The sequence below is a fragment of the Mycolicibacterium wolinskyi str. Jessa 2025 genome (assembly GCF_049241375.1).
GTDB lineage: Bacteria > Actinomycetota > Actinomycetes > Mycobacteriales > Mycobacteriaceae > Mycobacterium > Mycobacterium wolinskyi.
The window spans coordinates 4,723,339-4,743,001 of the sequence record NZ_CP185960.1 but is presented as its reverse complement, the minus strand read 5'-3'; the positions used below and the strand labels follow the sequence as shown (position 1 = coordinate 4,743,001).

Here is a 19,663-nt window from a genome sequence, read left to right as displayed (position 1 = left end):
TAACCATGGCTGTCAAGATCAAGCTCACCCGGCTTGGCAAGATCCGCAATCCCCAGTACCGCATCGCCGTCGCCGACTCGCGCACCCGCCGCGACGGCCGCGCCATCGAGGTCATCGGCCGTTACCACCCCAAGGAAGAGCCGAGCCTGATCGAGATCGATTCGGAGCGCGCGCAGTACTGGCTGGGCGTCGGTGCTCAGCCCACCGAGCCGGTTCTGGCCCTGCTGAAGATCACCGGTGACTGGCAGAAGTTCAAGGGCCTGCCTGGCGCCGAGGGCACGCTGAAGGTCAAGGAGCCCAAGCCGTCGAAGCTCGATCTCTTCAACGCGGCTCTCGCCGAGGCGGAGAGCGGTGGCACCACCGAGGCCACCACGCCGAAGAAGAAGAAGGCTCCGAAGAAGGACGAGGCGCCCGCCGAGGCCGCTGAGGCCAAGGCCGACGAGCCTGCTGCCGAAGCAGCAAGCGAGAGCTGAGCAGCCCGGTGAGTTCTGTCGTGGTCGACGCGGTCGAGCACCTCGTCCGCGGAATCGTGGACAACCCCGACGACGTGCGTGTGGACATGGTGACCAGCCGTCGCGGCCGGACCGTCGAGGTGCATGTGCATCCCGATGATCTCGGCAAGGTCATCGGCCGCGGTGGCCGCACCGCCACCGCGCTGCGCACCTTGGTCGCGGGCATCGGTGGGCGCGGTATCCGCGTCGACGTGGTGGACACCGACCAGTAGTAGTCGACGTATGGACCTCGTTGTCGGGCGGGTCGTCAAAGCTCACGGGATCTCCGGTGAGGTCGTCGTCGAGGTCCGCACCGACGACCCGGACGCCCGTTTCGCGCCGGGCGGCGTGCTGCGCGGCCGGGCCAAGGGCGGTGCCGAGCGTTCGTTCACGGTCGAATCGGTCCGTGAGCACGGCGGCCGGTTGCTGATCCGGCTCGCCGGGGTCGCCGACCGCAACGCGGCCGACGAGCTCCGGGGAACCGTGTTCCTGGTCGACACCGCCGAGTTGCCCGCGATCGACGATCCCGACGAGTTCTACGACCACGAACTCGAAGGGTTGCGCGTCGTGACGGTCGACGGCGCACCGGTGGGCTCGGTCACCGAGGTACTGCACACCGCGGCGGGGGAGCTGCTCGCGGTGAAGGCCGACGGTGACGGGCGCGAGGTGCTGGTGCCGTTCGTCGGCGCCATTGTCACATCCGTCTCCCGGGAGACCGGAACGATTGTCATCGACCCGCCCGAGGGTCTGCTGGAACTGGGCTGAGGATGGCCGACCGTGCGTATTGATGTCGTCACGATCTTCCCGGCCTATCTCGATCCCATTCGGCAATCGTTGCCGGGCAAGGCGATCGATGCCGGGATCCTCACGCTGCACGTGCACGATCTGCGGTCCTGGACCCACGACGTGCATCGCTCGGTCGATGACTCCCCGTACGGCGGGGGACCCGGAATGGTGATGAAGGCCCCGGTCTGGGGCGCGGCGCTCGACGAAATATGCACCGAGGACACACTTCTGGTGGTTCCGACGCCGGCAGGCCGGTTGTTCACGCAGGAGATGGCCCAGCAGTGGAGCGGTGAGCGGCACCTGGTGTTCGCGTGTGGCCGGTACGAGGGCATCGACCAGCGCGTCGTCGACGATGCGGCCCGGCGTATGCGGGTCGAAGAGGTGTCGATCGGCGACTACGTGTTGACCGGTGGCGAATCGGCTGCGTTGGTGATGATCGAAGCTGTCGTCCGGCTGATGCCCGATGTACTGGGCAATCCCGCGTCACACCAACAGGATTCGCATTCCGACGGGCTGCTGGAAGGGCCCAGTTACACCCGGCCGCCGAGTTGGCGCGGCCTCGATGTCCCGCCGGTCCTGTTGTCGGGGGACCACGCCAAGGTCGCGGCCTGGCGGCATGAGCAGTCGCTGCAACGGACCCGGGAACGACGGCCCGATCTGCTGGACTGACTGCCCGAGTTCAGATGTGCCCGTCGGGGAACATCGTCTTGACCGCGTCGGTGATGGTCTTGCGGGCGGTGGACGAGTCGGTCGGCTGCAGCGCGCCGATCACCATGACGAAGCGGCGGTCGGGGCCGATCACGCCCGTGGACAGGTGCATCCAGTCCGAGCCGATGCAGCACATCCAGCCTTGTTTGACCGCGACGGGCTCGGCGTAGAGACCGTCGGGGATGCCGAACCGTTGGGGGTAGATGCCCCCGGGCTGGGTGCCGTCGATCGCGTTCGGAGTCGACTGCGCGAGGTTGGACAGGATGACGTTGGCCTGTTCGGCGGGCAGCCCGCCGCTGCCGTTCATCAGCATGTCGTAGTAACGCACCAGGTCGGCCGCGGTGCTGATGGTGTTCCACCATCGGCCGTCATTGGGCGGTCGGGTCGAGCCCAGGCCGTAGCGCGCAGCCACCCGGGTGACGATCGAGTCGCCGCCACTGCGGTTCCAGAAGACCTCGGCCGCGCTGTCGTCGGACGACCGCAGCATGACGTCGAGTTGCTTGCGGTCCTCCGGGCTGATGACCGTCTCGCCGTTGGCCTCCTGCAGCAGCAGGTCGTCGGCGATGAACAACTTCACGACCGATGCGATCGCGATGGTGGTCCCGTTGCCGTTGGAGACGAGTTGACCGGTGTTGCGGTCGAGCACCAGAACGGTGATGTCGGCTCCGGCGTCCGACGCGACCGCCGTCGCCTGCTGGGCGCGGTCCTGAAGGCCCTGAAAGCTCATGGGAGGCTCGTCGAGCGCGGCTTCGGGGAGCGGCGCCATGCCGCCCTGCGGGACGACGACGGTGAGCTGCGGCGCGTCCGGGGTGTCCGACGGTGTGCCGTACACCCGGGCTTCGCATCCGGTGACGACCAGCAACGCAGCCGCGCTGAGCGCTGCCGCCGACTTGCGTATCGACGGCCGCCGTTCCATCGCCCTCCCTCGAACCTCGCTGGAACTTCGTGCAGCCTAACCGCTGGCGGGCGCCCTCGCGTAGTTAGGCGGACTCATCGTTGGCGGTGGTGATGTTGCCGGTGGTGATGAGGCGTAAACCATCGAGGATGTCGCCGGATTTCACTGGACGGGGTCCCATCTGGCACAATTGAGCAGTTGTCTGTGCAGGACGGGGACGGGTCAACCTCCCGCCCGCTGCGAGATGCACCCCGATACACCCGAAAAGATAGCTCTGGCTGCGCGACTGCGCGCACTCGACCGGAGCCGCGAACAACAAGGAAGTGTCACCGATGAACACGCTGGACTTCGTCGATCAGACGTCGCTGCGCGACGACATCCCGACCTTCAGCCCCGGCGACACCGTCAACGTGCACGTGAAGGTGATCGAGGGCTCCAAGGAGCGCATCCAGGTCTTCAAGGGCGTCGTGATCCGCCGCCAGGGCGGCGGCATCCGCGAGACCTTCACCGTGCGCAAGGAGAGCTACGGCGTCGGCGTCGAGCGGACCTTCCCCGTCCACTCGCCGAACATCGACCACATCGATGTCGTCACCCGCGGTGACGTGCGCCGGGCCAAGCTGTACTACCTGCGTGAACTTCGCGGCAAGAAGGCGAAGATCAAGGAAAAGCGCTGAGCGACGCGTCGCACATGGCGCAGCTGTCGTCACAGAGCCTGATACGACGCTCGCTACTGTGGATCCCGTGACCGGATCCACCGACTCAACCGACGCGTCGTCGGAGGACGAACTCGACACCGATTCCGATACGTCCCACTCGGTGGCCGAAGAGGACAAACCCCAGAAGCGCAAGCACTCCGCGTTGCGCGAAGGGGCCATCCTCGTCACCATCGCGCTCGTCCTGTACTACGTGATGCTGACGTTCGTCGCCCGTCCGTACCTGATTCCCTCGGAATCCATGGAGCCGACGCTGCACGGCTGCCCGGGGTGTGTCGGCGACCGGATCATGGTCGACAAGCTCACCTATCGGTTCTCCGAGCCGGAACCCGGCGACGTCGTGGTGTTCAAGGGCCCGCCGTCGTGGAACATCGGCTACAAGTCGATCCGCTCCGACAACACCGCGATCCGGTGGGTGCAGAACGCGTTGTCCTTCGTGGGATTCGTCCCGCCGGACGAGAACGACCTCGTGAAGCGAGTCATCGCGGTGGGCGGACAGACCGTGGAGTGCCGTGCGGCCACCGGTCTGACGGTCAACGGCAAGCCGCTGAACGAGCCGTACCTGAATCCGACCACGATGATGGCCGATCCGAACATCTACCCGTGTCTCGGCAACGAATTCGGTCCGGTAACCGTGCCGAAGGACCGTATCTGGGTGATGGGCGACAACCGCACCCACTCCGCGGATTCGCGAGTGCACTGCACGAATCTGCCCGCGGATGCGCAGAAGGGTCTGCTGTGCACGGGTGACCCGATGGCCGGCACCGTCCCGGTGGAGAATGTGATCGGTAAGGCACGATTCATCGCATGGCCGCCCTCCCGGTGGGGCGGGATCAGCAGCGTGAATCCGCAGACCAACTCTTAGGAGCAGCCTCGTGCCCTCCGAGGTGAAGATGTCGTGGCCGCCTCGAACGGTGATCCGGAAGTCCTCGGGTCTGCGCACGCTGGAGTCTGCGCTCTATCGCAACGGCCTCGGTCCGGTTGCCGGGGTCGACGAAGTGGGCCGGGGTGCCTGTGCCGGTCCGCTCGTGGTCGCGGCCTGCGTGCTGGGGCCGAACCGGTTGGAGAGCCTGGCCGCGCTCGACGATTCGAAGAAGTTGGGCGAGAAGGAACGCGAACGGCTGTTCCCCCTGATCCGCCGCTATGCACTGGCCTACCACGTGGTGTTCATCCCGTCTGTCGAGGTCGATCGCCGAGGCGTGCATGTCGCCAACATCGAGGGCATGCGCCGTGCGGTGGCGGGTTTGGCGGTGCGGCCCGGCTACGTGTTGTCCGACGGTTTCCGGGTGCCCGGCCTTTCGGTGCCGTCGCTGCCGGTCATCGGTGGCGACGCCGCGGCCGCGTGCATCGCGGCGGCGAGCGTGCTCGCCAAGGTCAGCCGCGACCGCCTGATGGTCGAGATGGAGCGTGACCACCCTGGTTACGGGTTCGCCGAGCACAAGGGGTACAGCACGCCCGCCCACACCGCGGCGTTGGCCGAGTTGGGTCCGTGTGCGGAGCACCGCTACTCGTATGTGAACGTGCGGCGGGCCGCAGCGACGACAGATGTGCGGCGGGCCGCAGCGACGACGAACGTGCGGCGGGCCGCCAAGACGGGCGCACCGATGCGCAATGGCGACGGGACGTACGCAAAGATGGGCAACGAATGCCTGAGCGAAGAGCAGACTACTGGGTGAGCGCTTGGGCGAAGAGCGGACAATGTGACTGAGGCCGTGGATCTACGAGAAGGACAGCAGAGCAGATGAGCGCCGAGGATCTCGAGAAGTACGAAACCGAGATGGAGCTCTCGCTGTACCGCGAATACAAGGACATCGTCGGTCAGTTCAGCTACGTGGTGGAAACCGAGCGACGGTTCTACCTGGCGAACAGCGTGGAGTTGATTCCGCGTAACTCCGACGGCGAGGTGTATTTCGAACTGCGCTTGGCCGACGCCTGGGTGTGGGACATGTATCGCCCGGCGCGCTTCGTCAAGCAGGTCCGCGTGATCACGTTCAAAGACGTCAACATCGAAGAAGTCGAAAAGCCCGAGCTGCGGCTGCCGGAGTAGCCGGGATGGGCAACCGGGTCGATGCGGTGCTGGCGGGCTTGCCCGACGCGCGTGCCTGGCAGGAGCCGTTGTACCGGGACCTGCATCAGCACCCGGAACTGTCGCATCAGGAGCATCGCACGGCCGGTCTGGTGGCCGAGCGGTTGGCCGATGCGGGTCTGGACGTCCATACCGGTATCGGTGGCACCGGGGTCGTCGGCGTCCTGCACAACGGGGACGGGCCGCGGGTGCTGCTGCGTGCCGACATGGATGCGCTTCCGGTGACCGAAGCGACCGGGCTGCCCTACGCGAGCGCCGAACCCGGCGTCATGCACGCATGTGGCCACGACGTCCACGTGACGTGCTTGCTGGGTGCGGCTGAATTGCTTGCCCGCGCAACGCAACACTGGAGCGGTACGCTCGTCGCCTTGTTTCAGCCCGCCGAGGAGGTCGGTGACGGCGCACGAGGCATGGTCGATGACGGCCTGGCCGATCTGGTGGGTCCCGTCGACGTGGCGCTGGCCCAGCATGTGGGGCCCGCGCCGGCCGGCATGCTCGGTGTGCACAGCGGGCCGTTCCTGTCGGCCGCCGACAGCATGCGCATCACGGTGTACGGCCGCGGCGGCCACGGCTCCATGCCGCAGGCGACCGTCGATCCGGTGGTGCTCGCGGCGATGATCGTCATCCGGTTGCAGACGATCGTGTCCCGCGAGATCGCACCCACCGAGACGGTCGTGCTGACCGTGGGCAGCATCCGGTCGGGCATGAAGAGCAATGTGATCGGCGACCATGCGGTGCTCGAACTCAACCTGCGGACCTACGATCCCGCGGTGCGGACGGCGGTGCTCGATGCGATCCGGCGCATCGTTGTCGCGGAATGCCAGGCCTCGGATTCGCCGAAGGACCCCGAATTCGAGCTGTACGACAGCTTTCCGCTCACCGTCAACGACGACGACGTCACCGCCCGGGTGCACCAGGCGTTCACCGAGTTCTTCGGCGCGCGGGTGCAGACGATCGGTCAGGCAACTGCAAGCGAGGATTTCAGCGACATCCCCGCCGCGTTCGGTGCGCCCTACACGTACTGGGCGATCGGTGGTATCGACCCGCAGAAGTACCGGACCGCGGCCGAGGCGGATCGAGTGAGCATCGACATTCCGGTGAACCACTCACCCTCGTTCGCGCCCGAGATTCAGCCGACGCTCGATGTCGGGACGCAGGCCCTCGTGGTGGCCGCGCTCAGCTGGCTTTAGGCCGCAGGTGCTGTCCGAAGAACGTGAACACGCGTGACCAGGCGTCGGCGGTGGCCGCTTCGTCGTAACCGAAACCGGTGATGCGCATCAGGGGCTGCGCCGGTAGTTGGTTGGCGAAGCTGTGGCCGGCCTGCGGGTACACCTTGATGTCGGCGGGGATGTTGTTGGCCTGGACGACCTTGCGTAGCTTCGCCGGTGCGCCGATGCCCATCGGGTCGCGGCGGCCGAAGCTCGCCACGATGGGGCAGGACGCGTCGAGCGTCTCGTCGAGACGACGGGGGAGCGGCGTGCCGTAGAACGGCGCCGATGCGGCGAAACCCTTGGGCCCCATGATGAGTGCGAACTGTCCGCCCATGCAGAAGCCGACGATGCCGACGGTTCCGGTGCACTGCGGATGTGCGAGCAGGTGATCGCGTGCGGCCAGGATGTCGTCGAGTGCGCGGCCCCGCTGGGTCAGCAGTTCGCGGAACACCCGCGTGATGCAACGCGCGCGGCCGCCGCGCGAGTACAGGTTCGGGGTGATCGCCAGGTAACCGGCGGCCGCGATGCGCGTGGAGATCGACTCGTTGTCGGGCCCGTAGCCGATCGCGTCGTGGATCACCACGACACCGGGCCACGGCCCTGCGTCTTCCGGAGTGCCCAGCAGGGCGTCGATCGGACCGTCGGGGGTGGTGATCGAGATCGTCGTCACGTCACCGAATGTAGCGGCTCGGCGGCCGCGGGTCACCGGCGATCAGGTTCCGCAGAACGTGCGGTAGGCGCCGAAGTCCTGCGGGGCCGGCGCGGCATACCGGTCCAGGCCCGCGCGTTCCCGGTACGGAGCGGCAAGAACTTCCATGAGCCGGTGCACCGGTTCCAGGTCGCCCGCCGTCGCCGCGCCCAGCGCCTCCTCGACGATGTGGTTGCGCGGTATGTAGATCGGGTTGACCTCGTCCATCGTGTCGGCGGATGGGCCGAGTGTGCGCCAGCGCCCGAGCCATTCGTCGAGTGTCGACGGCACGGCGAACAGATCGCGGACAACCGAGGTGTCACCGCGCGCGGCGCGGCCGAGGGCTCGGAAGAACGATGTGTAGTCGATCTGATTCTGCTGCAACAGCACCAGCAGGTCGTCGATCAGTGCCCGGGCCGTCTCGTCGTCGGCCTCGGCGGGAAGTCCCAGCTTGGCGCGCATGCCCGTCGACCACGCGTGATCGAACCTCTCGCGGAACCCGCTGAGCGACTCGGTCAGAATCGCGACCGCCTGCTCGCCGTCGTCGGCGATCAGCGGCAGGAGGGTTTCGGCGAACCGGGCGAGGTTCCACTGGGCGATCGCGGGCTGGTTGCCGTAGGCGTAACGGCCACCCTGGTCGATCGAGCTGAAGACGGTGTCCGGGTCGAACGCTTCCATGAAGGCGCATGGCCCGTAGTCGATCGTCTCACCCGAGATCGTCATGTTGTCGGTGTTCATCACGCCGTGCACGAACCCGACGAGCAACCATTGCGCCACCAGGCTCGCCTGGACCGACACCACGGCGTCGAACAACGCGAGATAGCGGTTCTCGGCTTCGGCGGCTTGGGGGTGGTGGCGTGCGATCGCGTGGTCGGCTAGACGCCGCAACAACTCGAGATCCCGTGCGGCATTGCAATATTGGATGGCGTACTGGAAACTGCCGACGCGCAGATGGCTGCTCGCGGTGCGGGCCAGCACCGCACCGGGCAACTGGGTTTCGCGCCACACGTCGCGCCCGGTCGCCACGACGGCCAGCGATCGCGTGGTCGGAATGCCCATGGCGTGCATCGCCTCGCTGACGATGTACTCGCGCAGCATCGGGCCGACGGCGGCCAGTCCGTCGCCGCCGCGCGCGAACGGGGTGCGGCCCGACCCTTTGAGATGCAGATCCCGCGGGCACCCGTCGCGGTCGGTCAGTTCGCCGAGCAACAGCGCCCGGCCGTCGCCCAGCCGGGGCACGAAACCGCCGAACTGGTGGCCCGAGTACGCCTGTGCGACGGGCGTGGCGCCACTGGGAACCGCGGTGCCCAGCAACAGGCCGAGCCCCTCGGGTCCGCGCAGCCAATCCGGATCGAGTCCGAGGTCGGCGGCCAGCCCATCGTTGAGCACGAGCAGTCGCGGGTCCGGTGCCGCTTCGGCCTGCCAGGGCACGGCCATCTCCGGCAGTTCGCGCGCGAAGCGGTTGTCCAGGACCACCGCCGTCTCCGGTGTCACACTCACTCCCCGAGCCTACGGAGAATTCCGGCCGGGTCACACCGATGAATTCTGGGCGCAGTGCTTGTCTGCATACCGGAGCAGCAGAAGCGGGAAGGCGGAAATGGTCATGAAGACACCTCCGATCGTGTCGCACGCCGAGTGGGAGCGCGCGCGGCAGGAGCTGTTGGTGAAGGAAAAACAGTTGACCCGGGCCCGCGACGAGGTGGTCGCGCAGCGCAGGCGCATGCCGTGGCTGGAAATCGAGCGGGACTACCGGTTCGACGGTCCGGACGGGCAGGCGAGCCTGCTGGATCTGTTCCACGGACGCCGGCAGTTGATCGTCTATCGGGCGTTCTTCGAACCCGGCGTGCACGGCTGGCCCGACCACGCCTGCCCGGGCTGCTCGATGCTCGCCGATCAGGTCGCGCACCTCGCGCATCTCAATGCCCGTGACACCACCCTCGTATTCGCCTCGCGCGGAACGCAATCCGATATCGCACGGTTGAAGGACCGGATGGGATGGGCGATGCCGTGGTACACGATCACCGACACGTTCGATGTCGATTTCGACGTCGACGAATGGCACGGCACAAATGCGTTCATCCGTGACGGCGACCGGGTCTTCCGCACCTACTTCGTCAACAACCGCGGCGACGAGGCGATGGGCAGCACGTGGAGCTACCTCGACATCACCGCGCTCGGACGTCAGGAGACGTGGGAGGATTCACCGTCGGGCTATCCGCAGACGCCGCCGTACGACTGGTGGCGCTGGCACGACGACTACCCGCAATAGGCGTCGGCGGTTCAGATGTCGGCGAGGTCGTCGGGCACGTCGACCGCGTACTGCGAGAGCACCTCGAGTGGCACCACATCCAGCGTGCGCTCGTGGGTGGCCGCGAGCACGACCGGTGCGGCGTGTCCGTCCTCGTGTGCCCGCAGCCAGTTCGCCGCGGTGACGCACCAGCGGTCGCCGGGCACCAGGCCGGGGAACCGGAAATGCGGTGCGGGCGTGGACAAGTCGTTTCCGATGGATCGCTGGTGTTCGAGAAACTCGGCGGTCACGACGGCGCATATGGTGTGTCGGCCGAGGTCGGCGTCGCCCGTCGAGCAGCAGCCGTCGCGGTAGAACCCGGTCAACGGGTCGGTGCCGCATTCGTCCAGCGGGCCGCCCAGCACATTGCGATCAGCCATGGCACCAGTATCGCGCGGCGTTGCTCAATCAGCCGCCCCATCCCAGGCGACCGTGAGTTCGTCGCGCTCGCCGAACCGCACCAGGTGACTGCCCACGACATCCTGAAGGCGCGCGAGTTCGTCGGCGGGCGCGGTCACCGTCAGCTCGAGCTCGCCATCCCGAGCGCTGACGGTCGCGCGTCCGCTGCCGAGGTCGATCCAGCCGGATCGGGACTCCGGTGACCATTCGCCGCCGTTGCGCCGCCCGAGGTGGGATACGAGCTGTTTGCCGTAGCGATCCGGCCGGTCGGTCTGCACGACGGCGTGCGTCGTCGCGGAATCGTTCGACATATCGGTCCTCTCCGTCGGCGTCACTCACCGAAAAGCCTGTCGGAGGAGTCTGGGGTCGAGCTATGCGGAAGCTATGTGGCGACTATGCGCCCGCGGACGGCGTCACCGCAACGATTCGGGCCTCCATTCGCGGGAGGCATACAGCTTCGAGTGTGCAGCCTCAGCGCCGAGCGTGCGCCAGGGGCGGCCGCACAGCCGATTGACCGCCCTCAGCGCACACTGGTCGCGCACGGGTTCACCGCAACGATTCGGGGCTCGCGCTGCGCTGAGCGTCGAGTATCAGCAGCGCCACGTGCAACGACGTCATCGACTCGCCGTCGTCGAGGTCGACGCCGAGGCGGCGCTGGATCGAGTCCAGCCGGCTGTAGAGCGCCGGCCTGCTCATGTGCAGCCGTTTGGCCAGCGCGGATTTGTTGCCGGCCAGCTCCAGGTAGCCCCGCAGGATGGCCATGTCGTTCTCACCGTGGTCGGCGTCGTGGATCAGCAGTGTCTTGAGTTCGGTTTCGGCGAACGTCTGCACGCGCGGATCGTCATGGAGCAGCGTGATCAGCCCGCGCAGGCGCACATCGGAGGCCCGCACGAACGGACGCTGCAGCCCCGTCATCGACATCGCCACCTCCGCGACGTGCGCGGCCTCGCGCAGCCCCGGCACGGCCTCGGCGAATGCGGACGCGCTGCTGCCGACGGCGACCGTGATCCTCGGGCTGGCCTTAGGTCCCGCCTTCGCGCCGACCCGGTCTGCTTCGCCGCCGCGGCCGATCGCTTCGCGCAGACCTTCGGCGAGGCGGGCGAGCGCCGCGTCCTGACTCATGCCGCGCCGCGTCGACACCGCCAGCACGAGGCCGACCTCGCCGTCTTGGCGGGTCGAGCAGATTGCGGTGTGCCCCTGGGATTTGACGCTGTGGGTGACCGCGTCGAGGATGCGGATGTTGCGTCGTTGCACGGCAACCGGATCGAGCCGGTCGGCCGGTGCGGCCACGCGCACCGTGACCGGAAGGTAGGGACCGGTGGCACGCAGTCCGAGCGCGACGGCCCGGGCATCGGCCTCACGGTCGTCGGCGATCCGCCCGCCGAGCACGTCGTCGATCAGGCCGCTCTGTGCCTGGTTCTCCAGTCCGGAACGGCCCCGCTCGGCCATGCGGTGCAGGGCGAGGGCCTGCGCCGCGCGCTCCAGGACCATCTTGGCCTTCGCCGGTGCGGCCGGGGTGTGCGGAATGATGAGCCGCCCCCACTCCTCGGTGCGGGGACCGACGGTGGTCGTCGACCAATCCTCGGTCATCGCCCTCGAGCGTCGCTGCCAGTCGGTCAGTACCGCGGTGGCCGGTTCGCCCCGTGGTGATATCGCCAGCACCTGGTGAGACAGATCTTCGAGCACGACCGATTCGTCGACCATGTCGGCGGCCGCCCGCACGATGTCGGCGAGCGAAGCGCGCTTCATGCTCAGATCGGTGAAGGTCTGATGCGTGCGGTGGGCGAAAGCCAGCTCCTCGTACTGGTCGGCGACGATCATCCGGTGCACCGCCTCGGTGACCTCGACGAACTTCGTCTCCCGGTGCAGCAGCACGAGCGCGAGACCGAGCGACTGGGCGATGCGCCCCACCGAGGCGGGCAGGCATTTGATGCGGGTGCCCAGTTCCACGACCACGCCGACCGCACCTGCGGCGCGCATGCGTTCGAGGTAGTCGCGAGGCGCGTCGCGCAGCGCCGAGCCGGTGGTCAGCACGAGTTCGCCGCCCTGCAGCAGCCCGGAGAGGTCGGGCATGTCGCTGACGTGCACCCATCGCACCGGTCTGTCGAGGTGCTCGGAGCTGACGATCTCGGGTACACCGGCTTGCACGACAGGCAGCTCGATGACGTCGCGCACGGTCGGGATCATTTACAGAGTGTAATCAACGGCTTCTCATCGAATACAGATTGACGCTCGATGACAGGTAGTCGGTGCCGCAAAGTGGTGCAGGAAAGAGCAGTGAACCATCGCCATAGAGAGGTTTCGATACATGAGCACAGTCATCCAGCATTGGCGCGACGGCAAGGTGTTCGCCGGCAGTTCGACGGCCACGGCGCCGGTGACGAATCCGGCGACGGGTGCGGTGACCGGTGAGGTCGCGTTGGCCAGTGTGGAGGATGCGCGTGCGGTGATCGATGCGGCGGTGGCGGCGTTTCCGGCCTGGCGGGACACGTCGCTGGCCAAGCGGACGTCGGTGCTGTTCGCGTTTCGCGAGTTGCTCAACGCCCGCAAGGACGAGCTGGCCGCGCTCATCACCGCCGAGCACGGCAAGGTGCTCTCGGATGCCCTCGGTGAGGTGAGCCGTGGCCTGGAGGTCGTCGAGTTCGCCTGCGGCATCCCGAGTCTGCTCAAGGGCGGGTTCACCGAGAACGCCTCGACCAATGTCGATGTGCATTCGGTGCTGCAGCCGCTGGGCCCGGTCGGCATCATCTCGCCGTTCAACTTCCCGGCCATGGTGCCGATGTGGTTTTTCCCGATCGCGATCGCGGCGGGCAACACCGTGGTGCTCAAGCCCTCGGAGAAGGACCCGTCGGCGTCGCTGTGGATGGCGCGGTTGTGGGCCGAGGCCGGCCTGCCCGACGGCGTGTTCAACGTGCTGCAGGGCGACAAGACCGCGGTCGACGAGCTGCTGACCAACCCGAAGATCAAGGCGATCTCCTTCGTCGGGTCGACCCCGATCGCCCAGTACGTCTACGCCACCGCGACCGCGACCGGCAAGCGCGTGCAGGCACTGGGCGGGGCCAAGAACCACGCGGTGATCTTGCCGGACGCCGATCTGGACCTGGCCGCCGATGCGATGGTCAATGCCGGCTTCGGGTCGGCCGGGGAGCGGTGCATGGCCATCAGTGCGGCGGTGGCGGTCGGCCCGATCGCCGATGATCTGGTCGCCAAGATCGCCGAGCGCGCCGCCACGATCAAGACCGGGGACGGCACCAAGGATTCGGACATGGGTCCGCTGGTGACCAAGGTTCACCGCGACAAGGTGGCGTCCTACATCGATGCCGGTGAGGCCGCGGGCGCCAAGGTGGTGCTCGATGGGCGCACGGTGATCGCCAACGGCGGTGAGGACGGGTTCTGGCTGGGCCCGACGCTGCTGGACAACGTCACCCCGGAGATGAGTGTCTACACCGATGAGATTTTCGGGCCGGTGTTGTCGGTGCTGCGCGTCGACACCTACGACGAGGCCCTTGAGTTGATCAACAGCAACCCGTACGGCAACGGTACGGCGATCTTCACCAATGACGGTGGGGCGGCGCGGCGGTTCCAGAACGAGGTCGAGGTGGGCATGGTCGGGATCAACGTGCCGATCCCGGTTCCCATGGCCTACTTCAGCTTTGGTGGGTGGAAGGCCTCGCTGTTCGGTGACAGTCACGCCCACGGTGCCGAAGGCGTGCACTTCTTCACCCGCACCAAGGCCATCACCACCCGCTGGCTCGACCCCTCCCACGGCGGCATCAACCTCGGTTTCCCCGAAAACAAGTGAGAGACTGGAATTCATGACTGTGACTCAAGAGTCCGCCGTGCTGCCCAACGGTCTGAGCATCGAGGAAGCCAAGGCGGAGGCTGCGCGCGCCTACGAACTGGACCGCGCACACGTGTTCCACTCCTGGTCGGCGCAAGAGGAACTGTCGCCGATGACGATCACCGCGGCGCAGGGGTCCTATGTGTGGGACGGCCACGGCAACCGGCTGCTCGATTTCTCGTGTCAGCTCGTCAACACCAACATCGGACATCAGCACCCGAAAGTGGTTGGCGCCATTGCCGAACAGGCGGCCAAGCTGTGCACGGTCGCGCCGCAGTATGCCAACGCGGCGCGCTCCGAGGCGGCCCGGCTGATCGCCGAGCGCACCCCCGGTGAGTTGAACAAGGTGTTCTTCACCAACGGTGGCGCCGATGCCGTCGAGCACGCGGTCCGCATGGCCCGCCTGCACACCGGCCGGTACAAGGTGCTCTCGCGGTACCGCGCCTATCACGGCGGCACCGAGACGGCGATCAACCTGACCGGTGATCCGCGCCGCTGGCCCAACGATCACGGCAACGCCGGCGTGGTGCACTTCTTCGGCCCGTTCCTGTACCGGTCGCAGTTCCACGCGACCACGGAGGCCGAGGAGACCGAGCGGGCGCTGGCCTACCTCGACCAGCTGATCCGGCTCGAGGGTCCGTCGACCATCGCGGCCATCATCCTGGAGTCGATCCCCGGCACCGCGGGCATCATGGTTCCCCCGCTGGGATACATGGCAGGCGTGCGGGAGATCTGTGACCGCTACGGCATCGTCTTCATCGCCGACGAGGTGATGGCTGGGTTCGGCCGCAGCGGAAAGTGGTTCTCCATCGACCACTTCGACGTCGTGCCGGATCTGCTGACGTTCGCCAAGGGCGTCAACTCCGGTTACGTGCCGCTGGGTGGTGTGGCGATCAGCCCCGCCATCTACGAAACCTTCGCGCACCGCGCATATCCGGGCGGCCTGACGTACTCGGGCCATCCGCTGGCGACCGCCGCGGCCGTGGCCACCATCAATGCGATGGAAGAAGAAGGCATGGTCGACAACGCCGCCAAGATCGGGGCCGAGGTCATCGGGCCCGGCCTGGCCGAGCTGGCGGCCAAGCATCGCAGCGTCGGCGAGGTCCGCGGTGCCGGTGTGTTCTGGGCCGTCGAACTCGTCGCCGATCAGGAAACGCGGGAACCGTTGGCGCCCTACGGCGGATCCAGCCCGGCGATGAACGCCGTCATCGCGGCGTGCAAGGCAGGCGGCCTGCTGCCGTTCGCCAACTTCAACCGCATCCACGTTGTGCCACCGTGCAACGTGTCGGCGGACGAGGTGCGCGAGGGCCTGGCAATCCTCGACAAGGCGCTCGACGTCGCCGACGAACACGCGAGCTGACGCTCCGCGTCTTCATTCAACGGGACTGCGCTCAGGGACAGAAATCGCGAGAGATCTGTCCCTGAGTTCAGTTTCGGTGGGCGGCGTTGGCGTCCGGTTAGCCCGTGAACTGCCGCCCGACTTGAGACACTGGGACTCGTGCGTTCACATGCCCAGTGCTGGCTGACCGATATGGATGGTGTCCTGGTTCGCGAAGAACACGCGTTACCGGGTGCCGCGGAGTTTCTGCAGACGTTGGCGGACAAGGAACGGCCGTTCCTGGTGTTGACCAACAATTCGATCTTCACGCCGCGCGATCTGGCCGCGCGGCTCACGCGTTCGGGCCTCACGGTGCCCGAGGCGTCGATCTGGACCTCGGCGCTCGCGACCGCGACATTCCTCGACGATCAGCTCCCCGGCGGGTCGGCGTATGTCATCGGCGAAGCCGGGCTGACCACCGCACTGCATGAGGTCGGCTACACCCTGACCGATACCGAGCCCGATTTCGTGGTCCTCGGCGAGACCCGCACCTACTCGTTCGAGGCGATCACCAAGGCCATCCGCCTGATCCTCGGCGGTGCCCGGTTCATCGCCACCAATCCCGACGTGACCGGTCCGTCGGCGGAGGGACCGCTGCCCGCAACCGGGTCGGTGGCCGCGATGATCACGAGGGCCACCGGCCGTGATCCGTATTTCGTCGGCAAGCCCAACCCGATGATGTTCCGCAGCGCGCTCAACCGGATCGAGGCCCATTCGGAGAACACCGTCATGGTGGGGGACCGCATGGACACCGACGTGGTGGCGGGCATCGAGGCGGGCCTCGACACCATCTTGGTGCTCACGGGCTCGACATCCGTCGACGACATCGAGCGCTACCCGTTCCGGCCGAGCCGCGTGCTGCCGTCGATCGCCGAGGCGATCGACCTCATCTGACCGCGCCATGGGCGGCAACGTGGAGGTTTACCGGCCGGAAACGCGCGGAGGAGATGGCACCGGGACCGGGTGATCGCATAGAGTATCCAATATCAGCGAAAGCGAGACCCGATGCCACCGCGAACAGCCAACCGACGCACTGCCCCTCAGTCTGCCTCCGGCAACGGCAAGTCGGACTTCGTCAGGCCCAAAACCGCGCAGCAAGCAGTAGCCGAGGCGCTGCGCCGGGACATCACGAGCGGCAAGCTCGCGCCGGGCAGCTGGATCGTGCAGGAGAGCCTGGCCGAGCATTTCGGCATGTCTCGGATCCCGATTCGCGAGGCGCTGAAAACGCTTGAGGCCGAGGAATACATCACCTACGTGCCGCACAGCGGATACCGCGTGGCCAAGCTGGGCCTCGAGGAGCTCCTCGAGGTGTTCCGGCTGCGCGACATCCTGGAGGCCGAGCTCATCCGCGACGCCATGCCCGACGTCACCGACGAGGTGATCGAGCGGATGCGCGAACAGATGGCGGAGATGGATCGTGCCGCCGCCGCGGGGGATCTCATCGGGGTCGGCCTGGCCAACCGGGAATTCCACTTCCTGACGTTCGAGGCGAGCCGGATGGCGCGCACCAAGCGGATCGTCAACCAGCTGTGGAACACCGCGGACGCGTACCGGCCGCTGTACGCCCATCTGATGGACCTCGACAAGGTGAACAGCGAGCACGTTCTGCTGGTCGAGGCGATGGCGGCGCGCGATGTGGACCGGGTGGTGGCGCTCAACCACGAGCACCGCATGCACGCGATCGATCATCTGCACATCGTGTTCGGTCGCGAGGACGCTGAAGCCGACTCGTGACGCCACGGGATCGTTTGGCGGCGTTGGGATTTGAGGTTCCCGCTCCGGCTGAGCCCAAGGGCGCCTATTTTCCGAGCCGGCGGTGCGGCGACCAGCTCTGGATATCGGGGACGACGGCGCGTCGCCCGGCGGATCCCGGTGCCGTTGGCGTCGTGGGCGCCGACGTCACTGTCGAGCAGGCGCGTACCCAGGCGCGCCATGCGGCGCTGAACCTCGTGGCGGCGATCGATGCGGCCGTGGGACTCGACGCGGTGACGGCGCTGGTGCACCTGCGGGGCTACGTGCGGGCGACATCGGACTTCGACGCACATCCGGCGGTGATCGACGGCGCCTCGACGCTTCTGCTCGACGCCTTCGGCGCGCAGTGCGGCGCGCACGCGCGCACGGCCGTCGGCGTGGCGTCGCTTCCGGGTGGAGCCTGCGTCGAACTCGAACTCGTCGCCACCGTGCGCGGCTGAGTCAGGCGAGCCGCTCGGCGGTACGCCCGATCGCCAGGCCGAGCGCGACGCCGGCGAGTGCGGTCAGTGCTATTGCCACCCAATCGTTTTCGCGCACATGCGGTCGCGGTGCGGCAGCGCCGGTCGCGGGAGCCGGTTCGGCGCCGGGCGATGCGATGAGGGCGTCGAGCTTGCGCACGAACTGCCCGATGATCCGGTTACTCACCTGTTTGATGACGCCACTGCCGAACTGGGCGATGCGGCCACCCAGTTCGAGGTCGGTGCGTACCGTCACCTCGGTGCGTCCACCGGTGTCGCGGGCAGCCATCGTCACGGTGGCCTCCGCCGTCCCGTTGCCCTTGCCGTCCCGGGCCCGCCCGCGCACCACCATCTGGTGTCCGGCGTCGTCTCGGCTGACGACGGTCGCGGTGCCGGAAAGTGTGAGCCCGACGGGGCCGACCTTGACCGCGACCTTCGCCCGGTAGTCGTCGCCGTCGTGGCCCTCGAGTTCCGCGCCGGGGATGCACGCCACCACGCGGGGGATGTCGGTGAGCGTCGCCCAGGCGATGTCGAGCGGAGCGGCAACGGAGAACTCATTGACTAGTTGCATGACGTTTTCTGGCCTCTCAATCGCCGTTTCCAGTTGTGCGACCTGAATCACCCGCTTACGATTGGATACGATATCCAACGTCGCCCAGGAGGTCGATAGTGCTGAGTAAAGGTGTTGGTCTGTTTCCGACCGAACCGGTGGGCACGATGTGTGAATACGTCCGGCTGAGTGAATCGCTCGGTTATGACAACGTGTGGTTCGGGGATTCGCAGAACATCTGGCGGGAGTCGTCGACCGTGATGGGCGCCGCCGCCGTCGGCACCGAACGCATCATCTTCGGCACCGGCGTGACCAACGCCGTGACGCGGCATCAATCGCTTCTCGCGTCGACATGGGCGACGCTCGCCGAGTTCACCGGAGGCCGCGTGGCCCTCGGGATCGGCACCGGCGACTCCTCGCTGCGCACCATGGGTCTCAAGCCGCAGAAGCTCGCCGAACTCGAACAGTCGATCCAAGAGCTCCGCACGCTGTTCAAAGGTGAGAAAGTGGTGGAGCCGACCAGCGGCGCCGAATACCACCTCAACTATCTGACTGAACCGATGGACATCCCGATCTACATCGCTGCCTCCGCACCGAAGATCCTGCGGATGTCGGGCCGTATCGCAGACGGCGTCATCGTGCTCGTCGGCACCGCACCGCACTTCATCGAAGCCGCGCTCAAGACGATCGAAGCCGGCGCGGCCGAGAGTGGCCGCACGCTCGACGACATCCACATCGTGCTGTGGACGCCCACGGCCATCGACGACGATCGCACGACGGCCCGCGATCTCGTCCGCGCACACGTGTCGCGGGTGGCGATCCGGCCGCTGCCGGCCAAGGTGGAACCGTCGCTGGAGAAGGCGATCGACCGTATCCGCGATTCCTACGACTACTACCAGCACATGAACACCGAGGCGTCGCACGCCGACCTGGTGCCCGACGAGCTCGTCGATCTGTTCGCACTCGCAGGCACCCCTGACGAGTGCGGGCAACGGCTCAAGGAGATCGAGGCCCTCGGTGTCGACCAGGTGTCGATCGTTCCGTTCGTCCGGCCGGGGGAGAGCCGGGCGCCGACGATTCGGACGTTCGCCGAGATCGTCGGCGGGCATGGCTGACACCGGGTCTTCGGCACGGCAGTTTCCCGCCCCGGGAAGTGCCGTGCCGGGTGCGCCGCCTCCGTTGAAGCGTGCCCTCACGCCGGCCGACGGGGTGAGCGTGGCGATCCCACGGGAACCGGCAAGCGTGGCTTCGGTGCCCGATGCCACGACGACAGTTGGCGGCACGCGTTTCACGGCGGCAGCGGCACTCCTCGGCGTCGCGGTGGGGCTCGAACTCGCCGGGGTGCTCTCGCGGGCGTTCGCCACATCACGAGCCCGCAAAATGTTGACCTAGATCACAGTAATTCGTATAGTGTATCCAA

Annotated in this window: 24 protein-coding genes; 17 read left to right on the top strand and 7 right to left on the bottom strand. The window is 67.1% G+C overall.

The annotated features are described in order from the left end of the window. The first annotated feature begins 5 nt into the window (after positions 1–5). From rpsP to trmD, 4 genes are read left to right on the top strand one after another with little or no spacing between them, the layout of a single operon-like run. Positions 6–473 (top strand): 30S ribosomal protein S16, encoded by a 468-nt coding sequence (gene rpsP, locus ACOI2T_RS23490; protein WP_409506253.1) that lies wholly within the window; start codon positions 6–8, stop codon positions 471–473. Between the two features lie 8 nt (positions 474–481). Beyond that, a complete protein-coding gene (locus ACOI2T_RS23485; RefSeq protein WP_003881089.1) occupies positions 482–724 on the top strand; it encodes an RNA-binding protein in 243 nt (80 codons plus the stop codon). 10 nt (positions 725–734) lie between these two features. After that, positions 735–1,256, top strand: a complete 522-nt coding sequence (gene rimM / locus ACOI2T_RS23480; RefSeq protein ID WP_067854213.1) for a ribosome maturation factor RimM — start codon at positions 735–737, stop codon at positions 1,254–1,256. 12 nt (positions 1,257–1,268) lie between these two features. Then, complete coding sequence (trmD, locus tag ACOI2T_RS23475) at positions 1,269–1,946, top strand: tRNA (guanosine(37)-N1)-methyltransferase TrmD (RefSeq protein WP_409506252.1); 678 nt, start codon at positions 1,269–1,271, stop codon at positions 1,944–1,946. A gap of 10 nt (positions 1,947–1,956) precedes the next feature. Here the strand turns inward: trmD and ACOI2T_RS23470 are convergent, their stop codons facing one another. After that, positions 1,957–2,901: a serine hydrolase gene (locus ACOI2T_RS23470; protein WP_409506251.1), complete on the bottom strand. Its 945-nt coding sequence runs from the start codon at positions 2,899–2,901 to the stop codon at positions 1,957–1,959. Between the two features lie 311 nt (positions 2,902–3,212). Between ACOI2T_RS23470 and rplS the strand changes: the two genes are divergently transcribed. The 5 genes from rplS (at position 3,213) to ACOI2T_RS23445 (ending at position 6,869) form a co-directional block, all read left to right on the top strand. Next, positions 3,213–3,554, top strand: a complete 342-nt coding sequence (gene rplS, locus ACOI2T_RS23465) for a 50S ribosomal protein L19 (protein WP_067854222.1) — start codon at positions 3,213–3,215, stop codon at positions 3,552–3,554. 67 nt (positions 3,555–3,621) lie between these two features. Next, positions 3,622–4,458 carry a signal peptidase I gene (lepB, locus tag ACOI2T_RS23460; RefSeq protein ID WP_409506250.1) on the top strand — a complete coding sequence of 279 codons (837 nt, stop codon included), beginning with the start codon at positions 3,622–3,624 and terminating at the stop codon, positions 4,456–4,458. A 28-nt stretch (positions 4,459–4,486) separates the two neighbouring features. Beyond that, a complete protein-coding gene (locus ACOI2T_RS23455; RefSeq protein ID WP_084356865.1) occupies positions 4,487–5,269 on the top strand; it encodes a ribonuclease HII in 783 nt (260 codons plus the stop codon). A 65-nt stretch (positions 5,270–5,334) separates the two neighbouring features. Continuing rightward, positions 5,335–5,640, top strand: a complete 306-nt coding sequence (locus tag ACOI2T_RS23450; protein WP_019346355.1) for a DUF2469 domain-containing protein — start codon at positions 5,335–5,337, stop codon at positions 5,638–5,640. Between the two features lie 5 nt (positions 5,641–5,645). Beyond that, on the top strand, positions 5,646–6,869 hold the full coding sequence (locus ACOI2T_RS23445) for an amidohydrolase (RefSeq protein WP_409506249.1): 1,224 nt from the start codon (positions 5,646–5,648) through the stop codon (positions 6,867–6,869). Here ACOI2T_RS23445 and ACOI2T_RS23440 read toward each other — a convergent pair. Next, positions 6,856–7,560 (bottom strand): dienelactone hydrolase family protein, encoded by a 705-nt coding sequence (locus ACOI2T_RS23440; RefSeq protein ID WP_409506248.1) that lies wholly within the window; start codon positions 7,558–7,560, stop codon positions 6,856–6,858. The genes ACOI2T_RS23445 and ACOI2T_RS23440 overlap by 14 nt on opposite strands. A gap of 42 nt (positions 7,561–7,602) precedes the next feature. After that, on the bottom strand, positions 7,603–9,078 hold the full coding sequence (locus ACOI2T_RS23435) for a protein adenylyltransferase SelO (RefSeq protein ID WP_409506247.1): 1,476 nt from the start codon (positions 9,076–9,078) through the stop codon (positions 7,603–7,605). A 103-nt stretch (positions 9,079–9,181) separates the two neighbouring features. On the opposite strand from ACOI2T_RS23435, the gene ACOI2T_RS23430 reads away from it, so the two are divergent. Then, positions 9,182–9,847: a DUF899 domain-containing protein gene (locus tag ACOI2T_RS23430; protein ID WP_409506246.1), complete on the top strand. Its 666-nt coding sequence runs from the start codon at positions 9,182–9,184 to the stop codon at positions 9,845–9,847. An 11-nt stretch (positions 9,848–9,858) separates the two neighbouring features. Here ACOI2T_RS23430 and ACOI2T_RS23425 read toward each other — a convergent pair whose 3' ends face one another. The 3 genes from ACOI2T_RS23425 to ACOI2T_RS23415 form a co-directional block, all read right to left on the bottom strand. Further along, positions 9,859–10,245 (bottom strand): DUF2237 family protein, encoded by a 387-nt coding sequence (locus ACOI2T_RS23425; protein WP_409506245.1) that lies wholly within the window; start codon positions 10,243–10,245, stop codon positions 9,859–9,861. Between the two features lie 24 nt (positions 10,246–10,269). Continuing rightward, entirely contained in the window at positions 10,270–10,575 is a 306-nt protein-coding gene (locus tag ACOI2T_RS23420; RefSeq protein WP_409506244.1) for a DUF2218 domain-containing protein, read from the bottom strand. 235 nt (positions 10,576–10,810) lie between these two features. Beyond that, complete coding sequence (locus tag ACOI2T_RS23415) at positions 10,811–12,451, bottom strand: PucR family transcriptional regulator (protein ID WP_409506243.1); 1,641 nt, start codon at positions 12,449–12,451, stop codon at positions 10,811–10,813. Between the two features lie 121 nt (positions 12,452–12,572). On the opposite strand from ACOI2T_RS23415, the gene ACOI2T_RS23410 reads away from it, so the two are divergent. The 5 genes from ACOI2T_RS23410 (at position 12,573) to ACOI2T_RS23390 (ending at position 17,675) form a co-directional block, all read left to right on the top strand. Then, positions 12,573–14,066, top strand: coding sequence for a CoA-acylating methylmalonate-semialdehyde dehydrogenase (locus ACOI2T_RS23410; RefSeq protein WP_409506242.1), 1,494 nt, complete (start codon positions 12,573–12,575; stop codon positions 14,064–14,066). Between the two features lie 13 nt (positions 14,067–14,079). Beyond that, a complete protein-coding gene (locus ACOI2T_RS23405) occupies positions 14,080–15,465 on the top strand; it encodes an aspartate aminotransferase family protein (protein ID WP_409506241.1) in 1,386 nt (461 codons plus the stop codon). Between the two features lie 138 nt (positions 15,466–15,603). Then, on the top strand, positions 15,604–16,377 hold the full coding sequence (locus tag ACOI2T_RS23400; protein WP_085145324.1) for an HAD-IIA family hydrolase: 774 nt from the start codon (positions 15,604–15,606) through the stop codon (positions 16,375–16,377). A 111-nt stretch (positions 16,378–16,488) separates the two neighbouring features. Next, the gene (locus tag ACOI2T_RS23395) at positions 16,489–17,217 is read left to right on the top strand and encodes a GntR family transcriptional regulator (protein ID WP_409506240.1); all 729 of its coding nucleotides are present in this window, start codon (positions 16,489–16,491) and stop codon (positions 17,215–17,217) included. Further along, a complete protein-coding gene (locus ACOI2T_RS23390) occupies positions 17,214–17,675 on the top strand; it encodes a RidA family protein (protein WP_409506239.1) in 462 nt (153 codons plus the stop codon). Before ACOI2T_RS23395 ends, ACOI2T_RS23390 begins: the two co-directional genes overlap by 4 nt. Position 17,676: 1 nt before the next feature. Here the strand turns inward: ACOI2T_RS23390 and ACOI2T_RS23385 are convergent, their stop codons facing one another. Further along, positions 17,677–18,264 carry an SRPBCC family protein gene (locus tag ACOI2T_RS23385; RefSeq protein WP_409506238.1) on the bottom strand — a complete coding sequence of 196 codons (588 nt, stop codon included), beginning with the start codon at positions 18,262–18,264 and terminating at the stop codon, positions 17,677–17,679. Between the two features lie 146 nt (positions 18,265–18,410). On the opposite strand from ACOI2T_RS23385, the gene ACOI2T_RS23380 reads away from it, so the two are divergent. Together ACOI2T_RS23380 and ACOI2T_RS23375 are read left to right on the top strand one after the other, a co-directional pair. Further along, entirely contained in the window at positions 18,411–19,358 is a 948-nt protein-coding gene (locus ACOI2T_RS23380; protein WP_234790960.1) for an LLM class flavin-dependent oxidoreductase, read from the top strand. Beyond that, positions 19,351–19,635, top strand: a complete 285-nt coding sequence (locus ACOI2T_RS23375; RefSeq protein WP_067854256.1) for a hypothetical protein — start codon at positions 19,351–19,353, stop codon at positions 19,633–19,635. The genes ACOI2T_RS23380 and ACOI2T_RS23375 overlap by 8 nt, the downstream gene beginning before the upstream one ends. Positions 19,636–19,663: the final 28 nt, after the last annotated feature.